Source organism: Methylotuvimicrobium buryatense 5G (assembly GCF_000341735.1).
Taxonomy (GTDB): domain Bacteria; phylum Pseudomonadota; class Gammaproteobacteria; order Methylococcales; family Methylomonadaceae; genus Methylotuvimicrobium; species Methylotuvimicrobium buryatense.
Map to the genome: position 1 here is coordinate 2,316,097 of NZ_KB455575.1, position 25,740 is coordinate 2,341,836.

The 25,740-nt window shown below is 48.5% G+C and carries 22 protein-coding genes; 7 read left to right on the top strand and 15 right to left on the bottom strand.

What is annotated here, in order from left to right:
- Positions 1 to 133: 133 nt before the first annotated feature.
- The 7 genes from METBU_RS0110220 to METBU_RS29125 all read right to left on the bottom strand — a co-directional run bounded on the left by METBU_RS0110220 (position 134) and on the right by METBU_RS29125 (position 7,542).
- On the bottom strand, positions 134 to 2,167 hold the full coding sequence (locus METBU_RS0110220; RefSeq protein WP_017840533.1) for a methyl-accepting chemotaxis protein: 2,034 nt from the start codon (positions 2,165 to 2,167) through the stop codon (positions 134 to 136).
- Positions 2,168 to 2,191: 24 nt separating this feature from the next.
- Positions 2,192 to 2,758: a chemotaxis protein CheW gene (locus tag METBU_RS0110225; RefSeq protein ID WP_017840534.1), complete on the bottom strand. Its 567-nt coding sequence runs from the start codon at positions 2,756 to 2,758 to the stop codon at positions 2,192 to 2,194.
- Between the two features lie 85 nt (positions 2,759 to 2,843).
- Entirely contained in the window at positions 2,844 to 2,966 is a 123-nt protein-coding gene (locus METBU_RS29015) for a hypothetical protein (RefSeq protein WP_017839019.1), read from the bottom strand.
- Positions 2,967 to 3,148: 182 nt separating this feature from the next.
- Positions 3,149 to 5,356, bottom strand: coding sequence for a chemotaxis protein CheA (locus METBU_RS0110240; RefSeq protein ID WP_017840535.1), 2,208 nt, complete (start codon positions 5,354 to 5,356; stop codon positions 3,149 to 3,151).
- Entirely contained in the window at positions 5,353 to 5,682 is a 330-nt protein-coding gene (locus METBU_RS0110245) for an STAS domain-containing protein (RefSeq protein ID WP_017840536.1), read from the bottom strand. The genes METBU_RS0110240 and METBU_RS0110245 overlap by 4 nt, the downstream gene beginning before the upstream one ends.
- 260 nt (positions 5,683 to 5,942) lie before the next feature.
- The gene (locus METBU_RS0110250) at positions 5,943 to 6,311 is read right to left on the bottom strand and encodes a response regulator (RefSeq protein ID WP_017840537.1); all 369 of its coding nucleotides are present in this window, start codon (positions 6,309 to 6,311) and stop codon (positions 5,943 to 5,945) included.
- Positions 6,312 to 6,330: 19 nt separating this feature from the next.
- The gene (locus METBU_RS29125; protein WP_017840538.1) at positions 6,331 to 7,542 is read right to left on the bottom strand and encodes a methyl-accepting chemotaxis protein; all 1,212 of its coding nucleotides are present in this window, start codon (positions 7,540 to 7,542) and stop codon (positions 6,331 to 6,333) included.
- A gap of 140 nt (positions 7,543 to 7,682) precedes the next feature.
- Here METBU_RS29125 and METBU_RS0110260 point away from each other — a divergent pair, with 140 nt between their 5' ends.
- A complete protein-coding gene (locus METBU_RS0110260; RefSeq protein ID WP_026130140.1) occupies positions 7,683 to 8,492 on the top strand; it encodes a CheR family methyltransferase in 810 nt (269 codons plus the stop codon).
- Positions 8,473 to 9,069 carry a chemotaxis protein CheD gene (locus tag METBU_RS0110265; protein ID WP_017840540.1) on the top strand — a complete coding sequence of 199 codons (597 nt, stop codon included), beginning with the start codon at positions 8,473 to 8,475 and terminating at the stop codon, positions 9,067 to 9,069. The genes METBU_RS0110260 and METBU_RS0110265 overlap by 20 nt, the downstream gene beginning before the upstream one ends.
- 276 nt (positions 9,070 to 9,345) lie before the next feature.
- On the opposite strand, the gene METBU_RS28070 is transcribed toward METBU_RS0110265, so the two are convergent.
- The gene (locus METBU_RS28070) at positions 9,346 to 9,516 is read right to left on the bottom strand and encodes a hypothetical protein (protein WP_017840541.1); all 171 of its coding nucleotides are present in this window, start codon (positions 9,514 to 9,516) and stop codon (positions 9,346 to 9,348) included.
- An 85-nt stretch (positions 9,517 to 9,601) separates the two neighbouring features.
- Between METBU_RS28070 and METBU_RS0110275 the strand changes: the two genes are divergently transcribed.
- On the top strand, positions 9,602 to 10,708 hold the full coding sequence (locus METBU_RS0110275; RefSeq protein ID WP_017840542.1) for a protein-glutamate methylesterase/protein-glutamine glutaminase: 1,107 nt from the start codon (positions 9,602 to 9,604) through the stop codon (positions 10,706 to 10,708).
- A gap of 415 nt (positions 10,709 to 11,123) precedes the next feature.
- Positions 11,124 to 12,176 (top strand): GGDEF domain-containing protein, encoded by a 1,053-nt coding sequence (locus METBU_RS0110280; RefSeq protein ID WP_017840543.1) that lies wholly within the window; start codon positions 11,124 to 11,126, stop codon positions 12,174 to 12,176.
- 248 nt (positions 12,177 to 12,424) lie between these two features.
- Here the strand turns inward: METBU_RS0110280 and METBU_RS0110290 are convergent, their stop codons facing one another.
- The 5 genes from METBU_RS0110290 to METBU_RS0110310 all read right to left on the bottom strand — a co-directional run bounded on the left by METBU_RS0110290 (position 12,425) and on the right by METBU_RS0110310 (position 20,010).
- Positions 12,425 to 14,251, bottom strand: a complete 1,827-nt coding sequence (locus tag METBU_RS0110290) for an ATP-binding protein (RefSeq protein ID WP_017840545.1) — start codon at positions 14,249 to 14,251, stop codon at positions 12,425 to 12,427.
- Between the two features lie 450 nt (positions 14,252 to 14,701).
- Positions 14,702 to 15,544: a response regulator gene (locus METBU_RS23910; RefSeq protein ID WP_017840546.1), complete on the bottom strand. Its 843-nt coding sequence runs from the start codon at positions 15,542 to 15,544 to the stop codon at positions 14,702 to 14,704.
- Positions 15,545 to 15,780: 236 nt separating this feature from the next.
- The gene (locus METBU_RS0110300) at positions 15,781 to 18,027 is read right to left on the bottom strand and encodes an ATPase, T2SS/T4P/T4SS family (protein ID WP_017840547.1); all 2,247 of its coding nucleotides are present in this window, start codon (positions 18,025 to 18,027) and stop codon (positions 15,781 to 15,783) included.
- 2 nt (positions 18,028 to 18,029) lie between these two features.
- Positions 18,030 to 19,286, bottom strand: a complete 1,257-nt coding sequence (locus METBU_RS0110305) for a sensor histidine kinase (protein ID WP_017840548.1) — start codon at positions 19,284 to 19,286, stop codon at positions 18,030 to 18,032.
- A 4-nt stretch (positions 19,287 to 19,290) separates the two neighbouring features.
- On the bottom strand, positions 19,291 to 20,010 hold the full coding sequence (locus METBU_RS0110310) for a GTP-binding protein (RefSeq protein ID WP_017840549.1): 720 nt from the start codon (positions 20,008 to 20,010) through the stop codon (positions 19,291 to 19,293).
- A 232-nt stretch (positions 20,011 to 20,242) separates the two neighbouring features.
- On the opposite strand from METBU_RS0110310, the gene METBU_RS0110315 reads away from it, so the two are divergent.
- Both METBU_RS0110315 and METBU_RS0110320 read left to right on the top strand, forming a co-directional pair.
- On the top strand, positions 20,243 to 22,021 hold the full coding sequence (locus METBU_RS0110315) for a bacteriohemerythrin (protein WP_017840550.1): 1,779 nt from the start codon (positions 20,243 to 20,245) through the stop codon (positions 22,019 to 22,021).
- Between the two features lie 257 nt (positions 22,022 to 22,278).
- Positions 22,279 to 22,797, top strand: a complete 519-nt coding sequence (locus METBU_RS0110320) for a cytochrome P460 family protein (protein WP_017840551.1) — start codon at positions 22,279 to 22,281, stop codon at positions 22,795 to 22,797.
- A gap of 567 nt (positions 22,798 to 23,364) precedes the next feature.
- Here METBU_RS0110320 and msrP read toward each other — a convergent pair.
- The gene (gene msrP, locus METBU_RS0110325) at positions 23,365 to 24,309 is read right to left on the bottom strand and encodes a protein-methionine-sulfoxide reductase catalytic subunit MsrP (RefSeq protein ID WP_017840552.1); all 945 of its coding nucleotides are present in this window, start codon (positions 24,307 to 24,309) and stop codon (positions 23,365 to 23,367) included.
- Positions 24,310 to 24,311: 2 nt separating this feature from the next.
- Entirely contained in the window at positions 24,312 to 24,950 is a 639-nt protein-coding gene (locus tag METBU_RS0110330; RefSeq protein ID WP_017840553.1) for an HvfX family Cu-binding RiPP maturation protein, read from the bottom strand.
- 357 nt (positions 24,951 to 25,307) lie between these two features.
- Between METBU_RS0110330 and METBU_RS0110335 the strand changes: the two genes are divergently transcribed.
- Entirely contained in the window at positions 25,308 to 25,658 is a 351-nt protein-coding gene (locus METBU_RS0110335) for a cupin domain-containing protein (RefSeq protein WP_017840554.1), read from the top strand.
- Positions 25,659 to 25,740 lie beyond the last annotated feature (82 nt).

Genomic DNA, 25,740 nt, shown 5'->3' on the forward strand with positions numbered 1-25,740 from the left:
TCTTCGTTAACTTCATGGCATTCATCCTAAAAAATCGGTTAGAGCGCGTGAAATCCGCTCGTGCTGAGCTTGTCGAAGCATGAGGGGATTTAGAATGCTTAACTGATTTTTTTAGGTTCATGGAACAAACAAGCTAAAACTTTTCGAAATCCCTGAAATCGGGATCGGCGTTCGATACTCCTCCCGAAGACCGAGACGAAGTCGTTGTATTGGCTTTTGCGACAGGCCTTGATGCCGAAGGTTTATTCGGCATTGAAGCTTTTCTGACATGAACGCTATTCGTCGCCACATTATCGACCTTGAAGAACGCTACGGCTTGCTGTAATTGTTCCGCTTGACCGCTCATTTCCTCCGCCGTCGCTGCCAATTCTTCCGAAGACGAAGCATTTTGTTGTGTTGCTTGATCCAACTGACTCATCGCATCGTTGATTTGGCTGATGCCTTGCGCTTGCTCTTCCGATGATGCCGTAATTTCCTCGACTAAATCCGCCGTTTTTTGAATATTCGGCACGACGTCTTCAAGCGATTTACCGGCTTCTTCGGCGATACTCACACTCTTGGTCGCCAGCTCGTTGATTTCAAGTGCGGTCACGCGGCTGTTCTCTGCCAGTTTACGCACCTCGGCCGCAACGACAGTAAAGCCTTTACCGTGCTCCCCGGCTCTCGCGGCTTCGATCGCCGCGTTCAATGACAATAGATTGGTCTTGTAGGCAATGTCCTCGATCAATCCGATTTTACTGGCTATCTCTTTCATCGCAGAAACGGTCCGCTTGACCGCTTCACCGCCGGATGCGGCATCGCGTGCCGAAGAATTCGCCATGTCATTGGTCACCTTGGCGTTTTCGACGTTCTGCTGAACCGATGCATTCAGTTGCTCGACCGATGCTGTAGTTTGCTCGACGCTAGAAGCCTGCTCCATCGCCGACTGACTCAAAGTTTGTGCGGTCGCGCTAATTTCATGAGAGGCGCTGGCTAAACTGTCGGCATTCAAACGCACACCTTGCACGACCTCCTTGAATTGGCGGCTCATCGATTTCAAAGCATCCGCCAAGATTCCGATTTCATCTTTTTGGTCGATATCGAGCGTCGTTGTCAAGTCACCTGCCGCCAGCGATTGCGCGAATGTAACCCCTTTAATAATCGGTTTCGTGATCAGCGAGGCAAGGAATAAGGCAATCATCACGCCTAAAACAACAGCGATGATAATCGTGCCAATGATAATCATATTGGCTTCCTTGACTAAAGCATCGGCTTGGTCGCGGGCTACAGCCAATTGCGCGACACCGGCACTTTCTGCATCCTGGGCTTGTTGTATCACAGTATTTCCCAGTTCTTCCATGCGCTGCAGAATCTGCTTCAATTCGTCGTCGTTTTTGATCCAACTTTCCGCCGCTTGCCGGTATTCCGTCGTCGCGCGGCGTGCGTCCTCGATTAAGCGCAATTCTGCTTGCGCGGTCGTAATTTGTTGCAAATCGTCATACAAGCGCATCAATTGCGGCAACAACACCGTCATTTGATTCCAGGCTTTTCGATCCTTGTAATTCACCTCTTCTTTTTCAAAACGAATGATTTGGTTGGCCACTGTCCGAATATTCGTAGTTAGGATATAGCGCTGCACGAATTGATCCAGAGTTCTGGCATCGGCGCCCCGGCCCATCGCATCGGTATAGGCGTTGCGTTGCATATCCATGAATTGAGCAGCGGCATTGATGACGATTTCGCCCCGATCAACCATCTGGCGTACAGCGTCTCGATTATTTTTCAGCGCCGCCACCCCTCTTCGATATTCCTCGGCATAGCGGATCGTATCCCGGCGAGCGACTTGGGATTGCTCCAGTAAACCCGTATTATTGAATTGTTTGGCGACTTCATCCACTTTATCCAGATAGCCGAACAATTGCTTCACATTGTCTTCGGCGCGTTGATGAATCTCGTCCCGCTCGAACAATAAATAATTTTTTTCTTCCATGATCGTCAATAGAGCCATTCGTTCGACACCGGTCGCATATTCAACCGCTTTGGCATCATGGTCGGTTATACCGAACAATGCCCCGGAAACACGACCCATATATACTTGAGCCAAGCCTCCGAAAACGACCGTTATCGCCACTAACAACATGGCACCGCTTAGGATTTTTGTTTTTACTTTTAGATCATTGATAGCCATGAGATGAGTCCCTATTCGTGAAAGTTATGCCAATTCCGAGGTATCGGTTTGCGAAGCGCTGTTTTGCGACTTAACGACATGCTGTAATTGCGACAGCTCGTCGATTGAGAGAATCCGGTTGATGGCCAGCAAGATAATAAAATTATCGTCCACCCGACCCATCGCCTGGATAAATTCGGTTCTGATATCGGCGCCGAAATCGGGAGGCGGCTGAATATTGGCTTGCGGAATATCGAGAATTTCATTGACCTGGTCGACCAACATACCGATGACCTGGGCTTCGCCATGCGTTTCGACCTCGACCAAAACAATGCAACTGCGTTTGGTAATTTCACTCGGATGACGATCCAAACGCGCAGATAAATCGATCACCGGCACGACATTGCCGCGCAGATTGATTACACCTCTGATGTAATCAGGCGTCATCGGCACACGCGTAATATTGCTGATTTCAATAATCTCCTTGACGTCCAGAATGCCGATCGCGAAATTGTCCTTACCGACCAAAAAAGTCAAATATTGTTGAAATTGATCGGCCGACCCCGCCGCTAACTCCTGACCGCTTTTTCCCTTGACGACTAAATTACTCATAAATCAGCTCCTTTACTGATGATACACCTTTCGCACTTCAAATTTCGGCAGTTCCCGAGGAGGCCAGCAATTCCCAATTTGGAGATCAAAAAGGGTGTGGGGTATGCTTGGCGAGGATGTCGGCAGCAGGGCAGATTTTTGCTCCTGCAAAATCTGCATTCACGCCATCCTTGGCGCTTGCAGATTTTTGCTCCTGCAAAATCTGCATTCACGCCATCCTTGGCGTTCGAGCTGCCGCCAAGCCCCCATGGATGGGTTTACGGCGTTCCTCGACAGGCATACCCCACACCCTAAAATCGGCGAAACTGCTCAACCAGGGAATTGCTGCTTTGACGGACACCCCGGTACCGAATTTTGATCTACGATGGGTATACATTGGCGGGGCATTCCTCAACCGGCTAAACCGATCGACGCACGACTCTTATCTCTTGTCGCGAACTGCACCAAGCCTTGCACGTCCAAAATCAATGCCACATCGCCGCTACCCAGCACCGTCGCGCCGCTGATGCCTTTTAATTGTTCGAAGACCTTACCTAAGGGTTTGATGACCGTTTGATGCTCACCGTGCAACTTATCGACCACGAATCCGACTTTAGTCTGGCCGAAACGTACCACGACCATGCTTTCCCGGTGAATATTGCTATGCTGTTTGCGATTATTGAAATAATCGCCAAGCCTTAAATAAGGCATCACTTCGCCTCGCAAATTGACATAATGCTGAATCTCGTCGACTTCGCACTCTTCGGGGCTCATTTCAACGCATTCCTCGACCATGCTAAGCGGGATTATGTAACACTCTTGTTCGGCTTCAACCATGAAACCGTCGATAATCGCCAAGGTCAACGGCAAATGAATCGTGACCGTCGTACCCTGACCCGGCTCACTATCAAGACTCACTGAGCCTCTTAGCGCTTCGATGTTGCGGCGCACGACATCCATGCCGACGCCGCGTCCCGATAAATTACTCGCCTCATCCTTCGTGCTCAAACCCGCCTCGAAAATCAAGTCAAAAACTTCTTGCTTGGTCAATACTTGATCTGGCGTTATCAAGCCGTTGGCAATGGCCTTAGTTCTAATTTTTTCGTCATTCAATCCGGCGCCGTCATCGGCGATTTGAATGACGATATGTCCCGAATCGTGATAGGCATTGAGATGCACGGTGCCTTGTTCGGGCTTGCCGGCCGCCCTACGCTGTTCCGGCATTTCGATGCCGTGATCGAGTGAATTGCGAATCAAGTGAGTCAACGGATCGTTGATTTTCTCAACTACAGTTTTATCGAGTTCGGTTTCGCCGCCGGTAATTTTAAGCTCAATCTGCTTATTCAGCTCGTTGCTGACATCGCGAACCACGCGCCGAAATCGTGAGAACGTTTCGCCGATCGCGACCATTCTGAGTTCGAGCGCGGTATCGCGAATTTCGCTAACCAGATCGTTCATACTGACCGCGACCTCTTCGACATCGCTCAAGCCGTGCCGATCGACCATCATGCGCATCGCCGCGCCGGAAATCACCAATTCGCCAACTAAGTTGATCAATTTACCGAGCTTTTCCGAATCGACTCGAATATAGTTGGCTTCGGCCGCTATTTTTTGTTTAACACTTTGCTGTTTTTTGAGTGCTTGTTCGACAACCGGCTGCTCAGCCGATTGCTGCTCGACCAGAATCTCTCCAATCGGTTTCGCTTGTTCCGGCGATTCGGCTTTATCTTCGCTTTGCCGCTGTAAAGCTTTGGCGACTTCCTTCGGTGTCAATGCGCCGATGTTTATCAACATTTCTCCCAAGCGTTCGACCTGGGCGCCGTCTTCGTCGGACGGTTCGGCCAACAGATCTAGGTAATGCTCGATTTGCGAATGAGGCGGAATAATTCTAATTTCGCAGTCGTCCTCGGCAAACTCGAAAACGCTTTCGATGCTTTGTTTATCGGTGTTAGCTCGAAATACGATTTTAAAATGCAGATAACAGCTCTCCGGATCCATGGCCTCGCCGGTCGGTAAGTCCGGCGTCGAAGTCAAGATATCGACAATGTCACCCAGCGTTTTCAAGTACCGAATAAAAGATAACGGATCCATGCCATTACGCAAGGCATCGGGCCCGAACTCCAGAAGAATCACCCAATCGCTATCGTTCGTATCATCCTCGGTGTCAGACGCTTCGGAAGTTCCGTGCTTCGAGTCCGCTTCAACCGGCATGCTTTTTTGCTTTGTCGTAGCGCCCCCTAATTGCTTGATTAAGGACTCGCCCTTCAACTTCAATTCTTGCGGTAATTCTTGTTCCGCCTCCGTTAAATAATGCTCGATCAATTTGGATGTATGATCCTTGCAATTCAGTAATGTCGAGATCAACGCGCCGTCAATCTCGCGTTGGCCTCGCCTAACTTGGTCCAGCACCGTTTCGGCTTCGTGAGCGAATGCCACGATAGAATCGAATCCGAACAGGCCCGAGCTGCCTTTGATCGTGTGCATCGCCCTGAATACGCTATTGATGCTTTCGCTATCGTCCGGGTTATCTTCCAGGCCAAGCAACGCTAATTCCATTTCGGCCAGCAGTTCATCGGCCTCTTGTACGAAAGTCTGTATTGCCGCGTCTAATTCGCTCATGATGCATTCCAATTCGCCGAAATAACCACCGGATCGCCGAAGTGCCCCGTCAAATTCAATAACTCCAACACTTCGACAACGGCCTGACTATGTCTAACCAGACTCAATTTAATCGCATTACGGCCAGCTTCCTGCTTGAGCCATAACAAAAGCTGCAAGCCAGCGCTGTCCATTTCGGAAACGCCGGACAAGTTAATCTGCAGCTCGCGGCCCGACTGTAAATATTTCGAGAGCCGCGCTTTTTGTTCGCTCGCGGTATAGATAGTCATATCGTCTTGTATCGCGATAATCGTTATACCGTTTTTTTCGCTGACTTCTATGGCCAAAGGCTTGCTCCCGGTAACTGACGGTGAAAAGCGGACATTTGTATTGACAATGTATCAAAGGTAGCAGAGATTCTATCGCTTAACAAATTCACACGTTGATTACAGCAATTCACAATTTGAAGGTAAAAAAGGTGTGGGGTATGCTTGGCGAGGAAGCCGCCGTCAAGCCTCCCCACGGACGGGTTCACGGCGTTCCTCGACAAGCATGCGTCACACCCTCAACTCCGAGAGCATGTTCAAACTGGGAATTGCTGCTTTGATTAAGGTAAAACCAATTTCGATACCGCCGTCATTAAAGTCTGCGGCTGAAACGGCTTGGTCAGCCACGCCTTAGCACCGGCCGCCTTCCCTGCCTGTTTTTTATCTTCGGCAGCTTCGGTGGTCAACATCATCATCGGCGTAAACTTATAATCGGCTAATTTTTTGACTTCTTGCACAAACGTAATACCGTCCATATTCGGCATGTTGACATCGGTGATGATCAGATGAATTTTTTGACCTTTCAGTTTGTTCAGCGCGTCTTTACCGTCGCACGCTTCTAAAACGTCGTAACCGCCGCCTTTTAACGCAATGCTGACGACCTGCCGGATAGAAGCGGAGTCATCGACAATCATGATCGTTTTTGCCATGTTAGAGGGTCTCCTTGAATTAGAAAAAAGTAAGATCGTCGGAATAGCTCGACCGGTCATGGGAAGTTGTCGCCGAAGCATGATTAATCAACTCTTCGGGCATCGTATAACTCAGCTCCATTGTCGATAGGGTTTGTTCGACGTTAATCATATCGGCATGACGCCTGTGTCCGGCTCCTTGCGTTTTTTCGATAGCATTTTGCAGGTGTTCTAGATTATGTTCGACATGATCTAGCATCTGAGTGACTCGATCCTGGAATTGCAGCGCCGTCAAAACCGAATAAATTTGATTGCGGATTTGCCCGCTATTATCCATCAATTCGGCCGCATCATCTTTAAAAGCTGTCAAAGTCGCTTTGATATCGGACAGAACTCGGTTGATCGCGTGATCGGCGGAATCGATATTTTGTTCGTCGCTTTCCGTCGACGACTCTGCCGTTCTTAGCGTTGTGTTCATCGCTGCAATAATTTCATTGACCGTCCGGCTGATTCTTTCGCCGGTCGTCGATGAAAAGCCAGCCAGTTTTCTGACCTCGTCGGCAACGACCGCAAAACCGCGCCCGTGTTCCCCGGCTCTAGCCGCTTCGATCGCGGCATTCAATGCCAGCAAATTAATTTGCTCGGCGACTTTACGAACTTCTTGCGCCATACTATCGAGGCTGTTGGTGTACGTCGATAGCTCTCTAACTTGATCGATCATGACACGTTCAGCTTGATTAATCTGATTGAGATTTTGAATAACGCCTTCCAAAGTCGCCCGGCTTCCGCTAAGCAATGAATCGATATGATCTTCCTGGCGACCTTGCAACGACCTTCCGGTTAACGCATCGATTTGCGAAACCATGCTTGAAAATTGAACCGATAACGTGGTAATTTCCTGCTCGGTATGAGCACGGGAGGTCCCGACCTGACGAATAACGATCGGGATGACCTCCATAATCAGCTTTTCCAGCTCTATCGAATAAGCATTTGCGTCGCTCAACTTGGCATTTTCATCGTTTTTCCACTGAGCATCCAAGCGCTTCAAACTCTCCTGTTGACGCTTAAACAATGCCAGCCCAATAACGAAACCTGTTGCGGTAAGTATTCCCAATGCGATAAAGCCGACGAGATTGAATGCGCCTTGCCAGATAGCTACCCCCCCCCCAAGCAAACCCAAACCTGTCGGCATACTGTAGAAGGCGAATTTTCCGTTTGCGGCAATTTTTGGCGTGTTATCGGAAAAAGACATTAAATACTTCCTTTTTTGGCTCGGTTAAGTTATCAATTATAGTAAAGTTTTACGCCACACAACACAATCAACGTTCTCTATTGGCCGCGATATGACCGATTAGCGCATGAATCAAGGATACAACGATTAGCATTTCACCGATTACTAAAAAAGAATTCGATTGCTTTCAGAGCTTGATTTACGAACACGCCGGCATCTATTTAGCACCCGAAAAAAAAGTCATGGTTGCCGGAAGGCTCGCCAAACGCCTACATTTTCATGGACTGACTAGCTACGGGGAATATTATCGTCTTCTGAGCAAACCCGAATTTGCCGATGAATTTCAAATCATGGTTAATTTTTTAACCACCAATGAAACCTATTTTTTTCGCGAACCCAAACACTTCGATTTTTTGCGGACAACTCTCTTAAAGTCTTGGCAGGGAGAACACTTTAACGCCTGGAGCGCGGCTTGCTCATCAGGGGAAGAGGCTTACTCGTTGGCGATGGTTTTAGCGGAAACATTAGGTCGAAAGAAATGGGATATACTAGGTTCGGATTTGAGCACGCGCGTACTTGACACTGCTCGAAACGGAATCTACCCGATGGCTCGCTTGGAACAAATGGATCCCGCCTTGCTAAAAAAATACTGTTTGCGTGGCGTACGCTCTCAAGAAGGTTTTTTCCGGGTCGACGAGTCGTTGATCGACCGAACGCACTTCGAGCAAATCAACTTGATGCACTCGCTACCTAACAAGCTCATCAAACACTTCGACGTGATTTTTTTACGCAATGTTTTGATTTATTTCGATCAAAACACCAAAAAAGCGGTTGTCGAGCGAATCGTCAAAGCATTGAAACCGGGCGGCTATTTTTTCATCAGCCACTCCGAAAGCCTGCACCGGGTAACTTGCGATCTGGAAATGATCAAACCGTCGATTTTCAGAAAAAATGATCGTTCTACCTTATAAAGAAACTCGCCGGGTGATTATCGAGCCCGGCGAATACTATGTTAGCACCAGCGGCGAGTTAATATCGACCCTGCTGGGTTCTTGCGTAGCCGCATGCCTCTTCGACCCTGTCAACAAAATAGCGGGCATGAATCACTTTTTACTCGCCTATCAGCATCATTCCAAAAGCCGTCCGATTATCGAAACCGAGGAAGGCCGTTACGGACTTTATGCCATGGAGCTTTTGATCAACGATATGATGAAAAAAGGGGCCAAAAAATCGCAAATTAAAGCCAAATGTTTCGGCGGCGGCAATGTACTACACTTACGTAGCGACAAAACCGACAAACTATCCGTCGGGGAAGTCAATATCGAATTTATCAAAACCTTCTTGGCGCAAGAAAAAATACCGATACTGGCGGCGAGCTTCGGAGGTATGGTAGGCCGTAGCATTCATTTCGTGAGTAGCGATTTTTCGGTATACGTCAAAACCATCGAAACCGCGCTTACACAACAGCTAGAAAAACAAGAGCGGTCTTTTTGGAAAAAACGCATCGATGCACAAGAAAAAATCAAATCGGACGTGGAATTTTGGTAAGGCAATCAACTAATTTCCTGATTAGCAAGTTTCTTCAGCTAAAGCCCAAAAACCAGCATATCCCTAGCAGGATGGGGCTTGCAACCCCGTCCTAAACGTTTTGACTTTGGCCGAAGTCAGCCGAAATGTTTAGGGCAAACCGAAACGTTGGAGACGGGTTAAATAACCCGTCCCGCAGAAGTGGCTACGACTGGCCACTGCTCGGACAGTTGGCTTCAGCAAGCTGAAGCCTCTTGCTAATCAGGACTAATTTTGCAGCAATTCCCAATTTGGAGATCAAAAAGGGTGTGGGGTATGCTTGGCGAGGATGTCGGCAGCAGGGCAGATTTTTGCTCCTGCAAAATCTGCATTCACGCCATCCTTGGCGCTTGCAGATTTTTGCTCCTGCAAAATCTGCCCTGCTGCCAAGCCCCCATGGATGGGTTTACGACGTTCCTCGACAGGCATACCCCACACCCTAAAATCGGCGAAACTGCTCAAACTGGGAATTGCTGCTAATTTTGCCTAACCCCTTCATATAAAAATCCAAAGCATGAATATCATTAAAGTTTTCATCGTAGACGACTCGGCAGTCGTTAGACAGGTTCTCACACAATTGTTCGAAGGCACCGCCGGTATCAACGTTATCGGATCGGCGCCCGATCCGATTTTTGCCTTGCAAAAAATGGAAAAAGAGTGGCCGGACGTGATCGTGCTGGATATCGAAATGCCGCGTATGGACGGCGTAACCTTTCTCAAGAAAATCATGCACGAACACCCGACTCCGGTCGTCATTTGCTCGACGCTAACCGAAAAAGGCGCCGAAGTGACGATGCAGGCAATGAGTGCCGGAGCGGTCGACATCATCACTAAGCCCAAGGTCAACCTACGCCACTTCCTCGAGGAATCCAACACGCTGATTATCGATGCCGTAAAAGCCGCGGCCCATGCCCGGGTCGGTAAAATAAAAAGCATGCCTTCAAGCACCGAGCCAAAACCCAAACAAAATGCCGATGCGGTCATCGCCCCATCGCATTTAAAACCTCTGTCGGAAACGACCGACAGGGTGATTGCCATAGGTACTTCGACGGGCGGTACTCAAGCCTTGGAATTCGTATTGACCAAACTCCCTAGAACCACGCCGGGACTGGTGGTCGTGCAGCACATGCCCGAGGCATTCACCGCTGCCTTCGCCAAGCGGCTTGACAGCCTTTGCCAAGTCTCCGTCAAGGAAGCCGAAACCAACGACCGAGTCATCCCCGGACAGGTTCTAATCGCTCCGGGAGGCAAACACATGCTGCTGCGCCGAAGCGGCGCGCAATATCGCGTCGAAGTCAAAGACGGGCCATTGGTCAGCCGGCACCGGCCGTCCGTGGACGTTTTATTCCGCTCCTGCGCGCAATCGGCCGGCCCGAACGCCGTCGGTATCATCATGACCGGCATGGGCGACGACGGCGCGAAAGGCATGAAAGAAATGTTCGATGCCGGCGCGTTCACCGTCGCGCAAGACGAAGCCTCCTGCATCGTCTACGGCATGCCCAAAGAAGCAGTGAAACTCGGCGGCGTATCCAAAACGCTGTCTTTAAATTCGATACCTGAACTCATCGTTAATTCGTCGTTCGGAGCACCTTTGGGCAAAGCTTCGAATACGACCGAATGAGTATCGGCAAATAGACCTTAATTTAGGCTATGTTCGCGTTAATAGTTGCAATTAATACTACGCCAAGTCGATGTAGGTACGCTGTGCGCAATGCAAGAGGCTCGTCCATAGATTACATGTGACCCTAGCAGGACGGGGTTTGCAACCCCGTCCTAAACGTTTTGACTTTGGCCGAAGTCAGCCGAAATGTTTAGGGCAAACCGAAACGTTGGGGACGGGTTAAATAACCCGTCCCGCAGAAGGTTCATGAAGGATTTCAAGAAATTACCTAAGCATTCTCGTTAACCTTTTTGGTGAGCGAAAATTCTCTACAAACGTGTAATAACTTATTGAATTAACCTCCTATTCTTCATGGTGAAATGCTTTTTCTAGGATAATAACAACAAAACTCTAAGATTAACCGAGGAGCCTAATAATGAATAAAATCAGCACTATTCAGATCATCGATAGTCTAGCCGAAATGACTCGGCATCACGACCGGGAAATCCTCGAAAAAAGCTTATTGAAGACCTTGGATGAGCTGACGACGGGGCAAGAATTCAAGCTGTACAGAGTGGTCGAAGCAAAACCCAAAATCTCGCTTGCTCTACTCGCCTATTCGGTCAATGGCGTGATCGAAACCGGTGGCAAACATACTAAAACACATTGCATTTCCGAACATCTGAAGGCGGGTATCGAAGCCGCCGTTTTACTAGGCAGTTTGGAGCAAATCCAAAACAAAGCCGGAAAGGTAACGCATTACATTTACCCGGCAATCGATCATGACAACGAAGTTTTCGCCATCTTGATCCAAGAATGCAAGGAAACGCCCGACTTGGATATTCTGCGTTATGCTCACGGCCTGCTCAAGGTATATGCCAACTATCTGGAATTGATCGACAACAGTCAACGAGACAAATTGACTCAGTTACTCAACAGGGAAACTCTCGACAAAGAACTCATCAGCATCCTGATCCGAAACAATGAAAAAAACCGTAGGCGCTTGATCAAACGCGAAAAAAACCCGCTTGGCTTTTGGTTGGGCGTTGTCGACATCGATCATTTTAAAGTCGTAAACGACCGGTTCGGGCACTTATTCGGCGATGAAGTGTTAATCTTAGTAGCCAGGCAAATGAAAAGCGACATTCGCGGCGACGAAGACCTGATTTTCCGCTTCGGCGGTGAAGAATTCGTGATTTTGTTACAAGCTTATGAAATGAAGGAGGCAAAATCGGTATTCGAACGTCTGCGAAAAAACATCGAGACTCATGAGTTTCCGCAACTAGGGCATGTAACGGTGAGCATCGGCATCATGCAAGTCACGAATCAAGACAGCCCCGCCGAAGTAATCGCCTGCGCCGACCAAGCCATGTACTATGCCAAGGAGCACGGCAGAAACCAAATCCGCATCTATGAAGAACTGCTCGAGCAAGGATTGATTGAAAAAGCGCCGCAAAGTCCGGAGTCGGGCGATGTGGAATTTTTTTAATGGGGCTCGATGACCTTTTTCTCAGATTTCGTCGTTCCGCTACTTTACAGTCAATGCTTATTATCCTAGGAAAGGATTTCACCATTAAAAATAAAAGGCTAATTCAACAGCTTGCCATGCTTTTGCAAAACAGTTTCGCTCTCCTGAAATACTTCAAGGATTTTTTCATGTGCTTCATGGTTAAATTGCCGAATTTAGGATTATAGGATCAATCGAAATACGTTAGCCCCAACAAATTAGATCGGTATTCATTTACCCGGCGCGTTATATTCTACCGGCAACACGATCCGAAACGTGGTGCCTTCGCCGACGCGGCTGCCCAAGCGAATTTCTCCGTGATGTTTTTTAATGATGCTGTACGAAACCGAAAGCCCTAAACCAGTTCCTTTACCGACCGGTTTGGTCGTAAAAAACGGATCGAAAATCTTATTGAGGTGCTTAGGATCGATGCCTTTTCCGGTATCCGCAATATCGATCCATACCCGGCCGCCGGCTTCGGTTCCGCTACGAATCGTGATCGTGCCTTTCTCTTCAATGGCATGCGCGGCGTTAACCAATAAATTCATGAACACCTGATTCAGTTGATGCGGCAAACACCAGACCCGTGGAAGATCGCCGTATTCTTTAATGATATCCGCTTTGTATTTGGTCTCGTTATGCACGATATTCAACGTACTATCCAAACAAGCCTGTAAATCCGCCCATTGCCAGTCATCGTCTCCGCCGACATGAGAAAAATCCTTGAGATCCTGCACGATTTTTTTGACTCGCTCAGCTCCTTCTCGCGATTCGCTTAACAAGTCGAGCACGTCTTCTTTCAAAAAAGGCAAGTCGATCTGCCGTTTAAATGCCTGTAACGGATCGATCCGTTCCGCATCGTTGCAAACCGCATCGATATTTTCATACATTTCTACAAGCTCAAGTAAGTCCTCTATATAGTTTTTCAACGATGTCAGATTAGAATTGATGTAGCCGATCGGGTTGTTGATTTCATGCGCGACGCCGGCTGCCAGCTGGCCGATCGACGACATTTTTTCCGATTGCATCAATTGCTGTTGCAGCTCCTGAAGTTGTGTCAACGCTTGCTGTAATTCCGTATTACGCTGTTTTAGCAAGTCCTCGGCCTTTTTATGCTCGGTAATATCGGCCGTGATACCGTCGATTCGTAGCGGCGCTTCGTTTTCATCGCGAACATAACGCATCGATTGATATAGCCAGCGCTGTTCGCCGTCGGGACGTACGATGCGGTAGGCGAGCTTCTGGGTACCGGCCGCAGGTAAATCGGCTAACCGGTTTTCAACGTTTTGTCTGTCCTTAGGATCAACGATGGACAACCATAAATCCGGCCTTTCGAAAAAATCCCGGACCGGTCTGCCGGAAATCACCTCGGCCGCATCGTTTAAATAGAGGAGTTTCAAGGTTCCAGGCTCCATCGACCAGACCACGCTGTCCAATGAATTTAGGATGTCATGCAAACGTTTTTCCGACTCTTCATAGCGTCGCCGGATAATCTGCAACTGGCGGTTAGCACCGGCCAGTTCTTGAATGTGCTTGCGTCGGTCGATGTTCAGCAGGATATTGTCGATCGCCAGCGCGATCGCATTGGCCATTAATTGGCCGCTTTCTAGATCCGCTTCGGTATATGTCGAAGGTTCATTTAATTTATTAACGCAAATCGTACCAATCGAGCGTTGTCCCGAAATCAGAGGCCAGCAAAGGGCCGCCGCAGGAATACGCGAATCGGATCTCGGACCGTGATTCTTGAAGCGGGGATCTTGATCGATTTTACCTTTGAGCAATAATGCGCACCGGTTCTCCAACACCCAACGAATGACTGCGCTTTGATCCGATATCGGCCGTCCGATATATTCTTCGGGCAATCCGGCTCCGGCTTTGATGACATAGCGTTCATTTTCAAGCATGGTCAACGAACCGGTATCGGCATCGAACCCTTCCAAAATAAAGCGAAGGATATCTCGGTAAAATTGACCGGGATTTTCGTGCAATGAATCGGATTGACCCAATTGGTACAATTCGCTGATCCATTGCAATTGCTTATTTTCATTGAACAGCATAGCGTCTCCAAAACTTGCTTTAGTTTCTTGTATACCCTTTGCTGGTCAAATTTCGGCACCGGGGGGTTCGTCAAAGGACGCCGTGAATACGTCCATGTAGGCTTTGTGACAGCATCCCTGCTGTCAAAGCCTTTGCCGCCCCCCCCGGCGCCTCCATGCGTCAATGCCGAAATTTGAAGTGCGATGGGCATACCTCAACTCTTTACTTCTTTTGACCAGAATTTAGCGATTTTAATGGTTTAACAAAACATCCCGACGAGGGGCGGGCTACTTAACCTATAAGCATTCTTGATAACGGACAATCTTCAATGTCTATTCGAACCGCCCGGGCACGGTTTTGGTACACGCAGCGTACCCTACGTTTTTTGTGATTATGGTTTGTAGCGCTGCTCTTCCGGCGATATCGGCTCAATCTCTGAATCGGTAACCGAAATCATTGGAGATCATGACTTAAACCTGGATTAACACAACAATAACACCTCTGGCGCCGCTGGAATAGCCCATCGCCCGCACCGAAACCGTCGTCTCGACGCCTCCTAGAGTTAAAATTCGAGCGGTATTATTATCCGGTAAAACGCCGCCGAAACATTGATCTACCCAGTTCATGACTTCCGACGGCATTACCTTGCTGGCTTGCAATCCGACCAGTCCGCCGACGGACGGACCGAGTAGCATTTTGTCCGATTCATGATTCGAGACGGCTATCATGCCTTGTTCATCGATACCCACCACCGCTACCGGCAAATGCTCGAGTATTTCTTGCGATACCTGCAGCAAATTGACATTGCGAATAATTTCCCGCGTTTTTTCTTTGACCTGGCGCTCCAACTCCCGGTTGAATTGCTGGAGTTCCTCGTTGGCGCTTTGCAACTCGGCGGTCAATCGCCGATTGTCGAAAGCCATCTCATAATGTTCAAACGCTATGCGGATATTATCCCGCAACAAATCGTCTTCCCACGGCTTGGTCAAAAATTTATAAATCGCTCCTTCATTGATCGCATTGGTGACCGATTCCAAGTCGGTGTACCCGGACAACATGATACGCATCGTGTCGGGGTAAAGAACTTTAACTTCGCTTAAAAACTCGGCACCGGTCATGTGCGGCATGCGTTGGTCGGAAACGATAACTCCTACGCGTTGTCGACCCAATAGTTCCAATCCTTCGGCACCGCTATTGGCCGTCAAAATTTGATAACCATCTCTACGCAAGGACCGTTTCAAAGCTTTGACGATATTGATTTCGTCGTCGACGAGTAAGAGCACACGCTCCGATGGCGATTCGGATTCAGTCATAAATAAACTCCTAAGAGACCTAAATTCGGCAATTTAACCATGAAGCACATGAAGTTCGTGAGGTATTTCAAGATGATATTCATAATCTTTTAGCAACCTTTCAGGAGTGCAAAATTGTTTTGCAAAAGCATGGCGGGCTATTGAATTGACTTGTTATTCTTCATGATCTTCATGGTGAAATGCTTTTTCTAGATTGATGAATATTGTAATCGTAGCCCTTTATTTCGACGCACGACTCAGAATAAACTCTGCGGCCCCAGAACACGTAATATTTCCTCACAAGTCGTCGTACCCGCGACTACCTTATCGAATGCATCGTCGAGCAGCGTTCGATAGCCGTTTTCAACCGCCATGGCTCTCAGGTCGCCGAAACTGGCCTGTGCGGTTATCAGATCGCGCATGGCTTCGTTGAGCGCCAATATCTCCATCAAGCAAACTCGGCCCTGATAGCCGGTATTGCCACAGTTTTCGCACCCTTTGCCCCGGTATACTTCGATCGCGTTTGTATTGAATAACGGGCCGAGCATGCGCATCGTTTCAGGATCGGGCGCGCAGACTTCCCGACAATGCGTGCAAATCTTGCGTACCAAGCGCTGAGAAATTACACCTTCGAGCCCGCTGGCGACGATGAATGGCTTCAAGCCCAAATCGATTAATCTTGCCACCGTTGCCAATGCGGAATTGGTATGCAGCGTAGAAAACACTAAATGACCGGTTAGAGCCGCCTGAAAGGCCACTTCGGCGGTTTCGAAATCGCGGATTTCTCCTAACAGAATCACATCGGGGTCTTGCCGTAAAATCGCGCGCAATATCACCGGAAAAGTCAATGCGATCTTTTCGCGCACATTGACCTGACCGGCCGAATCGAGAAAATATTCGACCGGCTCTTCGATCGTGAGATAGTTTTTTGTCGGTGTCACGCCGTGCTGCAGTAAGGCATAAAGCGTAGTCGTCTTGCCGCTGCCGGTCGGTCCGGTCGCGAGTACGATACCCTGCGGTTTGTTGATCAGATGCAACAATTTCTCCCGTTCCGATTCCGCAACGTCAAGGTTATCGATACTTTGAATCTGCGCGTTCCTGTCCAGAATTCGCATCACGACCTTTTCCCCGTTGATGACCGGCAGGGTCGAAATTCTAAGGTCGACGATACGCATCGGCGTTTTGACGGTAATCCGTCCGTCCTGAGGCCTGCGCCGCTCGGTGATGTCCATTTCGGCCATGACTTTGATGCGCGAAACGAGTTGATTGTGCAGTTGGTTCGGAATGTATATCTTGTCGAACAAAATACCGTCGATCCGGTAACGAACGACGATGCTTTTCGTTCGCGGTTGAATATGAATATCGCTGGCTCTCAGGCGTATCGCTTCGATGATGATCGAATTGACCAATCGTATTGCCGGCGGTTCGGACGTTTCCTGCAGCAATTGTTCGAGCGAAATATCGTCTTCGTGATCGATGACGACTTCGATCGTCTCGAACGGGTCGAGAGCGGAAACTATGGTTTCGATTTCTCCGAAGCTCGGCTCGTCGCCGTAAACGGCATTGATTTTTTTCTTGATCGCGGCGATATCGGCCATCACGGTTTCAATCGTCAAGCCGGTCATGAACCGTAATTCCGCCTGCAAGCCCATATCGAGCGGGTCGGCCATGACCAGTAACAATTGGCGTTGATCGACTTTCAACGGCAATACGCAATGTTGTTCGCACACCGAACGCGGCAACAGCTCGACCGCTTCGGGATTGACCTGAAACTCCGGCAGCGAGACTTCTTCGATGAGCAGTTCCTTACGTAAAATGCTGCGAATCGTTTTCTCGGCCACCCATTCGCGCTCCAATATCAATTTGAGCATCGAATCCTTTCGAGTCTGCTTGATTTTGTATAACTCTTGAAGCTGCCGATCGCTGAGCAATTGTTTTTTATGCAGCATGATCGCGATTCGGGCGCTATCGGACACGGCCAGTTTGCTGAGTCGCTTAATCTCCTTGCTTTTATTGACATTGTCGTGCTGGAGCTTTTTATTTTTTTCGATCAGGTCGTACTGTTCCAGCGCCAAGCCGACCGTGATACGCAAATCGTCGTTATTCCAGGGTTTGAGAATGAACTTATAGACCGCGCCTTCGTTGATCGCACCGAGTACCGCGCCGGTATCGGCCTCGCCGGTCAGCATGATCCGAATAATGTCGGGATGAAGCATTTTGACGCGCCGCAGCAATTCGGCTCCGTTCATGCCCGGCATTTTATAGTCGGAAATGATCAGCTGAAATTGACCGTTCGCGAGCGTGTGCAAAGCTTCGTCGCCGGACATAGCGACTTCGACGCGGTAGTTTTCCTGACGAAACACGCGCCGCAACGCGCTGAGTACGTTGGGTTCGTCGTCAACCAGTAATATGCCGTACGCCTTGGATGCTTGCTGCGTATCGTCTTGCTCGTCCGCGGCGTCGGTATTTTGGCCGCCGGTAAACAATGAGGCATAAAACGACATTGTTAAGACTCTTTAGGGTTCTGAATGGCGTTATGCACAGGTAAGTTAACCGTTACCCGAGTTCCCTTACCTATCTGGCTCACGATATCGATCGAGCCGCCGTGCTCTTTGACTATATCGTGACAAACGGTCAAGCCCAGGCCCGTCCCCTGCCCGACCTCTTTAGTCGTGAAAAACGGTTCGAACACATGCGGTAAAACCGTCTCCGGAATGCCTCGTCCGTTATCTTGAACTTCGAGCACGACAGCCCCGTTTCGAACAGCGGTGCGGATACGAATAATGCCGTTTGTTTCGATCGCATCTACCGCATTACCCAGCAGCCCGTATACGACTTGGCCTAATTGTGCGGATTGACATTGAATCGGCGTTTCCGAAGACAGTTCCAAAACGAGTTTCGCTTTTTGTTGCCATTGCGATTCGGCAACCTGGCAGATTTGCCGAACGATCGTATCGATATCGGCTCGTTCGGTTTCGGTTTGATCGATACGCGAAAACCCCTTCAATGCAATAACGATCTTCGCGATACGATCGAGTCCTTCGAGGCTTTCTTTCATCAAATCCTTGAAATCGTCGAGCAATAACGACAATTCCCGCTCTTCCCAGACTTTGCGTAAATCCTTCGATGAAGCCCCGTTATCGATCAAAGCATTGAATTCGTAAAACGATTCCAGATAGGATGCGGCGGTAGCGACATTGCTGCGAATGAAGCCTAACGGATTGTTGATCTCATGCGCCACACCGGCCGCCAACCGACCTACCGAAGCCTGCTTTTCATTTCTATAAAGCTTCAAATGCGCCTTTTCGATCGTTTTAACCTGCTCCTTGACGCGTATTTCCAAACTTTCGGACAGTTTTTTGTAGCGCGCTTCGGACGCTTGCAAAGCCACGTTTCTGCGCTGTAATTCCTCGAAATCGTCGCGCTGGGTTTGTAGATGAATATCGGATGCCAACAAATAGCGAGCATTGCAGCGCAAAATCAACTGCATCAAATCGGCCGCGGCACTCAAGCGTTCGGATGGAACGGCGGTTCGTGTCTGCAAAAAGCCGACAGGCTCCAGCTCGCCATGCAACGGCACCCGATCAACCGTCTTCGAGCTGTTGTCGCCGATTACGCTTGCCCCTGTATCGTCCACGACGCCGACCGTAGTGTCCAATAAGACATTCAATGCCGAAATCAAGCGGCTCTTGTCTATACCTTTCAAGAGCTCGTCAAGATTTAAATCGCGTTCGAAATCGCCCCCCGATTGAAAATCGTACATCGTCTCAACCTTTTGCCGATGATAATGAACCGCCCAACGTTTGCGCGATAAAGCTATCGCAATCGAGACCATGATCCGATTGCAAGCGGTACAGCCGATCGCAGGTTAGATAAACAGCCGCCAACAAAGCCTTGAAGGTCTCGATGATGCCCTCGCCGGTCAACGCCGAACTAAACAAAACCGGCCACGGCGCCTTTTCCCACCGCGCCATGATTTCCTGTTCGCTCAGAATTGCCGGCAAGTCGCGCTTGTTGAACTGCACGACCAACGGCAATTGCTGAAAATCGAGCCCGACGCGCGCGGCGTTTGCGGCCAAATTTTCAAACGACTCGCCGTTATTGACGCTTTGCGTCCGCTGCGAATCGGCAACGAACACGACACCATCGGACCGGGACAACACGGCCTTGCGCGTACTGTCGTGTATCACCTGCCCCGGCACCGTGTAAACCTTGAATTTGATCAATAACCCGGACGGTGCGCGAAATCCCAACGGCAATAAATCGAAAAACAAGGTTCGATCGTCGGCGGTTTCCATGATCATCAACTCGCCTTTCATATCGGGCGTCAAAATATCGTGCAGACGCATTAAATTAGTGGTCTTGCCGCTGAGCGCCGGGCCGTAATAAACCAGCTTGATCGTCAGTTTTTGACTGCTTTCGTCGTATTGAGCCATGACCTTAGGAAAAAATCGACCGATGAATAAAACATCCAGTATAGCCGCCATTCGCAAAACGAATTGCTGCCCATACACTTACGCCAGTCTACGCCAAACGAACGAAACAATTCAACTTTAGGCTATACTACGAAAATTATACGTTTAGCGCTGTTAAACTTAGGATTTGGTCATAAATAACTCCCCTATTTTTAATGCAAGGCAAGCAGGTTCGGTAACTCGCTACAAAACTCATAGCTCCAGGAAGTTATTTTTCACGAAATCCTTAACCGACTCGAATAATATGGATTCTATTTTAACTTGGAACGATAGTCTTAAATTAGGCATAACCAGCGTCGACGATCAGCACCGTCGACTTTTAGAGCTAATCAACCGTCTCGACGAAGCCGTAGCCTTAGGCCATGCCCCCGATACAATCACCGAACTTCTCGACGATTTGATCGATTACACACGCTATCATTTCGACGAAGAAGAGAAATTGATGCAACAATCGGACTTCGAGGAAGCATTGTTCATATCGCACAAAAACGAACATCGACAATTTGTCGAAACAATCGTCGAAGCGCGCAACCAGAAACCGGACAACGCATCTTTTTTACTACATCACCTTTTGGATTTTTTATTCGACTGGCTATACCGGCACATACTCGGCACCGATAAAAAAATGGCCGACCGCATTCTCGGTAAGCCGATTTCAGATGCGGCTAAGATCGACCAAGCCGGCATTATCATGCAAAGCAATCTCTATTCGGCTTTACGGGAAAGCGAAGACCGATTCAAGGAAATGGCCGATAATTTACCGGCATTGATATGGATTTCCAATGCCAAAAACATTCCGGTCTTCTGCAATCGTTACCGGCATAAAAAATTCAATATCCCCTTAGGCTCCGGCAACCATTCGCAATGGTTGGATATGATACATCCCGACGACCGGGATAAAGTTGCGGATACCTATGCCCATGCCGCATCCGACTTAAAAAAGTTCAAAATTCAATACCGCTTGCGTCGAGAAGATGAAAGTATTGTCTGGATTCTGGAAACCGGCGTCCCGCGAATCAGAAGAAACGGCAGTTTTGCCGGACTCATGGGCTGCGGCATGGATATTACCAATCAAAAGAATGCCGAAATCACAATCGCCCGCATCAATCAGTTATTGATGGAACAAGTCGAGGAACGGACGCAGCAGTTGCTCGATGCCAACAAAACCTTGGAAGCGGAAAAAAACGAACAAGTCCGACTGAATGCACGCCTAAAAGAAACCCAAGCCCATTTGATTCAATCCGAAAAAATGGCATCGATCGGGCAACTAGCAGCCGGTGTCGCTCATGAAATCAACAATCCGTTAGGTTATGTTTTTTCCAACCTGAATAGCTTAAAACAATACCTGAACGATATCCTGCTGTTTTCGGAGACCGCCGAAAAGCTTGCCCAAGAACTGCCCGCCGATAACCGCGAAGTTCTTGCTTATCATCAGCTCAAGGAAAACATCGATATCGATTATCTAAAAACCGACTTGTCGGATCTGGTCGATGAATCGATCGAAGGAGCAACGCGCGCGCGTAAGATCGTACAAGATCTTAGAGATTTCTCTCGAATCGACAAGCAGGAAATGGAACTATTCGACATCGAGGCCGGTATCGACGCCACCTTGAATATCATCCAAAACGAACTCAAATACAAGGCGAAAATCGTCAAGGAATATAGCGGATTAGAACCATATCGATGCATCGGCGCACAGATGAATCAGATATTCATGAACTTATTGGTCAACGCCGCTCACGCCATCGAAACGTTCGGTACTATTTATATCAGAACCGGAACCGAAAAAGACCATATTTGGATTGAAATCGAAGACACCGGAAAAGGTATTCCTGAAGAAATCCGCTCTAAACTTTTCGACCCGTTTTTCACGACGAAACCGGTTGGCCAAGGAACCGGATTGGGTTTATCGCTATCCTATAAAATCATCCAAAACCACAGCGGTAAGATTGAGGTAGAATCCTACATCGGCAAAGGCAGTAAATTCAGAATATGTTTACCGCTGACTTCCAATGGGTGCTAATGCGGCACAATGTTTATAGCTTGTTTTATACCTTTCGTACTTCAAATTTCGGCAGCACTTAAGGAAGCGCCGGGGACTCGACAAAGGCTTTGCCAGCATGGATTCTGGCATAGAGCTTACATGGATCTATGCACGGCGTCCTTTGACGAACACCCCGATGCCGAACTTTGGTCTACGATGGGTATACATTTTAGGATCATCACATATCAACCGACTGAAAGCCATCGGCTTTAGTTAACGTGAAGAGGAAATAATCCATGAAATACACATTACCATTACGACTGTGTTCAACGATCGTCATGAGCCTGTCGATATCTTTCGGCGCATATGCCGAAACCCAAGAACCGGCAACCGCACCGAACGGTATCGAAATGCCGAAAAATTACCAAAACTGGCAATTCATCGGCGTCGCGCACCGGACCGACAACAATTCGCTGCGCGGGATCCTCGGCAATAGCATCGCAGTTAAAGCCGCTCGCAGCGGCAATACCAGTCCTTGGCCGGACGGCACGATACTGGCCAAACTGGTCTGGAAAGACCGTCAGCACCCGCTCTGGGAAGCCGCGACGGTTCCAGACGGAATTCAACATTTCGAATTCATGATCAAGGACGCCAAAAAATTCCAAGCAACCCAAGGCTGGGGCTATGCCCGCTGGGTCGGCAAGGAACTGAAACCTTACGGTGATAACGCCGATTTCGCGCAGGAATGCGCCGGTTGCCACGCCAAGGCCGAAAAAACCGATTACGTGTTTACCCGCCCGGCCGAGATGCCTTAAATAAGACTATATTCGCGTTTGCAGTCGAAACGATTCTCTTTCCTACTAAGGATTAGACTGTAAATAACTTCCTTATTTTCAGGAGGGTTCGACTGCTCGATTGGCAGGTGTCGGCGGCAAGGCAGATTTTTGCTCCTGCAAAATCTACATTCATGCCATCCATGGCAATCAGTCACCGCCGTCAAGTCTACACGGAAGTATTCACGGCGTCCTGCCAAGCGAGTGACCGAACCCTCAACAAGACTCATAGTTCCAGGACGTTATTTATCACGAAATCCCAAATAAACCATTTAGAAGAAAGTCAACAATTGCTTTCCAATGCACTGCGCGATAGAGAGTACGGTTGTTCATTATCAAAGGAGCAGGTATACCTTTCGCACTTCAAATTTCGGCAATGTCCGAGGAGGCATCGGGGTGTTCGACAAAGGCTTTGCCAGCATAGAGCTGGCATAGAGCCTACAGGGACGTATTCACGGCTTCCTCTGACGGACACCCCGGCGCCGAATTTTGATATGCGATGAGTATATATCGGGCCCCGCGTTTTGATCGGCGTTCTAAATCAATCGATTAAAAATTCTTCGTCAAATCCATACCCGAATATAAAGACGCAACAGCTTCTCCATACCCGTTGAATAACTCGGTTTTGCGTTTCGGTGTGAATATACTTGCGCCAAGTACGCGTTCGCGGCTTTGGCTCCAACGCGGATGCGACACGTCAGGATTGACGTTGGCAAAAAATCCGTATTCATGCGGTGCGCTTTTATTCCAGGCCGTTTTCGGCATGTCCTCTTGAAAGCGAATCTTGACGATCGCTTTGATGCTCTTGAATCCGTATTTCCAAGGAATAACCAGGCGTAACGGGGCGCCGTTTTGGTTGGGCAAATCGTCGTCGTACATACCGGTTGCGATGAACGCCAGGGGGTGCATTGCTTCGTCGATACGCAAACCCTCGACATAAGGCCATTCCAATACACCACTTTTCTGACCGACCATGATCGACGGTTTATATAATGTCGTAAATTCGACATATTTAGCTTTCAGGGTCGGTTTGAACTGTTTGAGCATTGCACCCAGCGGAAAGCCGATCCACGGCACAACCATTGACCAAGCCTCGACGCATCTGAATCGGTAAATACGCTGTTCCAAGGGATTGGCTTTGAGAATATCCTCCAAATCGTAGACGCCAGGCTCTTCGACTTCGCCTTCGACGGCAACCGACCAAGGCCTTGTTGCCAAGCGCCGCGCCAGGACTGTCGAGTCGGTCTTATTAGTCGAAAATTCATAATAATTAGTGTAGTTGGCTACATCTTCAAATTTGTTCGGTTCAAGATCCGCCGAATAGGGACCGACCGGTACATCGGCATATTTTTTGTTTTTGGCCTCCGAAACACCCGGTAATGCCCCTGCTAAGGGTAACGTCAGCGCGGCTTTAATAATGCTTCTGCGGGCTTCGAAAACCGTCCGGTCGGTCACGTCGTTTTCCGAGACGACCGCTTTGGATTTAATCAACATAGCTATTCCTCTGAGTATTTTGCCGCCAGCCAATAATCGATGCTGACATAACGTCCGGCACCGATGAAAAACAATACCAACAACATAATAAAGTAAGTTGCGGCAAATTCGACTCCGTTATTCAATACGACGAAGGCCCCGTTTTCAGTCAGCCAGTCGTAATTGCCGTATTGCTGCAAGATCGATTTGGCCTGTTCCAGTCGCTCTACCGCACCGATCGTACGGTCGGTTGCAAATAATCCGGAACCGGTCGCAATCGCGAGCCAGCCGTTCTTGAGATGCACTAAAACTCCCGCCACCGCCATTACGATCATCAACGGTAATGAAATCAACCTGACTCCGAATCCAGTCAACAAAAAAACCGCTCCCAATACTTCGATCAATGCTACTAGGAATACCAGCAAATAAGGTAATGGCAAGCCCAATCCCCACTGTTCGTCACCAAACCACGCCGCCGTGTCGGAAAAATTGGCGAATTTTTTCGACCCGGCCATCCACAGTACCGGAACGAGATAAAGCCGCAACAACAACGGTGCGATAAAATCGGCACACTTAAGTTTATCCAGCCCCCTTAAAGCCCATCGCGTTCCGACAATACTCTTATCAAATCCTGCTTGCCAATCAATATCTTTTAAATTCATGATACTACCTCTCTGTGTTGGTTGACGATCCTCGTAACTTCAAATCAGCGATAATAATTAGCGCTCAGTCTTCCACATTAAATGTATCGACTGGTAGTCGTAATCCAAAATTCGGCGTCGAGGTGTTCGGCAACAGGCATAGACTTGGTAGTTTAAACCGGAGTTGCTTTCCCGACCCGCAATAACGTTTGCACCGCGAAGCTAGAGCTTCACGCAAGCATATCCCAAGCTGGAGCTTGGGAAACAGCGAATCTTTCATCTTTCATCTTTCACCTTTCATCTTTCACCTTTCATCTTTCACCTTTCACCTTTCACCTTTGCTATAGTTATCGCTTTTTGGCTCGAATCATATTAACGATGTCCGTAAGCTATTCCAATATTTTCGCAAACATTCCAAACCGATTACCCGAAGAACTCTTCGAAACCGTGTTAAAAACCGACCATGTCCGCATCGAGCGCATCGTCTCCAGGAATCATTCGACAAAAGCCGACCATTGGTACGATCAAGACTGGGACGAGTGGGTACTGCTCCTTCAAGGTGAAGCGAAACTGCGTTATAAAAACTGTCTCGAAGATATCGTTTTAAATCCCGGGGATTATTTATTAATCCCGGCACATACTTTACATCGGGTAGAATGGACCGATCGAAAAATCGATACGATTTGGCTTGCTATTCATATGACCGATAAAGTAACGACCGACTGCTAACTATATAATTATGAAACATTGACTTACAGAGACACTCCCCTCCTATATTGATATTCACTTCCGCCACCTAACGTCAGCATAC

Excerpts from the sequence above, each read along its gene's own strand:
- METBU_RS0110220 (WP_017840533.1), bottom strand. The coding sequence starts at position 2,167 with ATGGCTATCAATGATCTAAAAGTAAAAACAAAAATCCTAAGCGGTGCC.
- METBU_RS0110225 (WP_017840534.1), bottom strand. The coding sequence starts at position 2,758 with ATGAGTAATTTAGTCGTCAAGGGAAAAAGCGGTCAGGAGTTAGCGGCG.
- METBU_RS29015 (WP_017839019.1), bottom strand. The coding sequence starts at position 2,966 with ATGCAGATTTTGCAGGAGCAAAAATCTGCAAGCGCCAAGGATGGCGTG.
- METBU_RS0110240 (WP_017840535.1), bottom strand. The coding sequence starts at position 5,356 with ATGAGCGAATTAGACGCGGCAATACAGACTTTCGTACAAGAGGCCGAT.
- METBU_RS0110250 (WP_017840537.1), bottom strand. The coding sequence starts at position 6,311 with ATGGCAAAAACGATCATGATTGTCGATGACTCCGCTTCTATCCGGCAG.
- METBU_RS29125 (WP_017840538.1), bottom strand. The coding sequence starts at position 7,542 with ATGTCTTTTTCCGATAACACGCCAAAAATTGCCGCAAACGGAAAATTC.
- METBU_RS0110265 (WP_017840540.1), top strand. The coding sequence starts at position 8,473 with ATGATCGTTCTACCTTATAAAGAAACTCGCCGGGTGATTATCGAGCCC.
- METBU_RS28070 (WP_017840541.1), bottom strand. The coding sequence starts at position 9,516 with ATGCCTGTCGAGGAACGTCGTAAACCCATCCATGGGGGCTTGGCAGCA.
- METBU_RS0110275 (WP_017840542.1), top strand. The coding sequence starts at position 9,602 with ATGAATATCATTAAAGTTTTCATCGTAGACGACTCGGCAGTCGTTAGA.
- METBU_RS0110280 (WP_017840543.1), top strand. The coding sequence starts at position 11,124 with ATGAATAAAATCAGCACTATTCAGATCATCGATAGTCTAGCCGAAATG.
- METBU_RS0110290 (WP_017840545.1), bottom strand. The coding sequence starts at position 14,251 with ATGCTGTTCAATGAAAATAAGCAATTGCAATGGATCAGCGAATTGTAC.
- METBU_RS23910 (WP_017840546.1), bottom strand. The coding sequence starts at position 15,544 with ATGACTGAATCCGAATCGCCATCGGAGCGTGTGCTCTTACTCGTCGAC.
- METBU_RS0110300 (WP_017840547.1), bottom strand. The coding sequence starts at position 18,027 with ATGTCGTTTTATGCCTCATTGTTTACCGGCGGCCAAAATACCGACGCC.
- METBU_RS0110305 (WP_017840548.1), bottom strand. The coding sequence starts at position 19,286 with ATGTACGATTTTCAATCGGGGGGCGATTTCGAACGCGATTTAAATCTT.
- METBU_RS0110310 (WP_017840549.1), bottom strand. The coding sequence starts at position 20,010 with ATGGCGGCTATACTGGATGTTTTATTCATCGGTCGATTTTTTCCTAAG.
- METBU_RS0110315 (WP_017840550.1), top strand. The coding sequence starts at position 20,243 with ATGGATTCTATTTTAACTTGGAACGATAGTCTTAAATTAGGCATAACC.
- METBU_RS0110320 (WP_017840551.1), top strand. The coding sequence starts at position 22,279 with ATGAAATACACATTACCATTACGACTGTGTTCAACGATCGTCATGAGC.
- msrP (WP_017840552.1), bottom strand. The coding sequence starts at position 24,309 with ATGTTGATTAAATCCAAAGCGGTCGTCTCGGAAAACGACGTGACCGAC.
- METBU_RS0110330 (WP_017840553.1), bottom strand. The coding sequence starts at position 24,950 with ATGAATTTAAAAGATATTGATTGGCAAGCAGGATTTGATAAGAGTATT.
- METBU_RS0110335 (WP_017840554.1), top strand. The coding sequence starts at position 25,308 with ATGTCCGTAAGCTATTCCAATATTTTCGCAAACATTCCAAACCGATTA.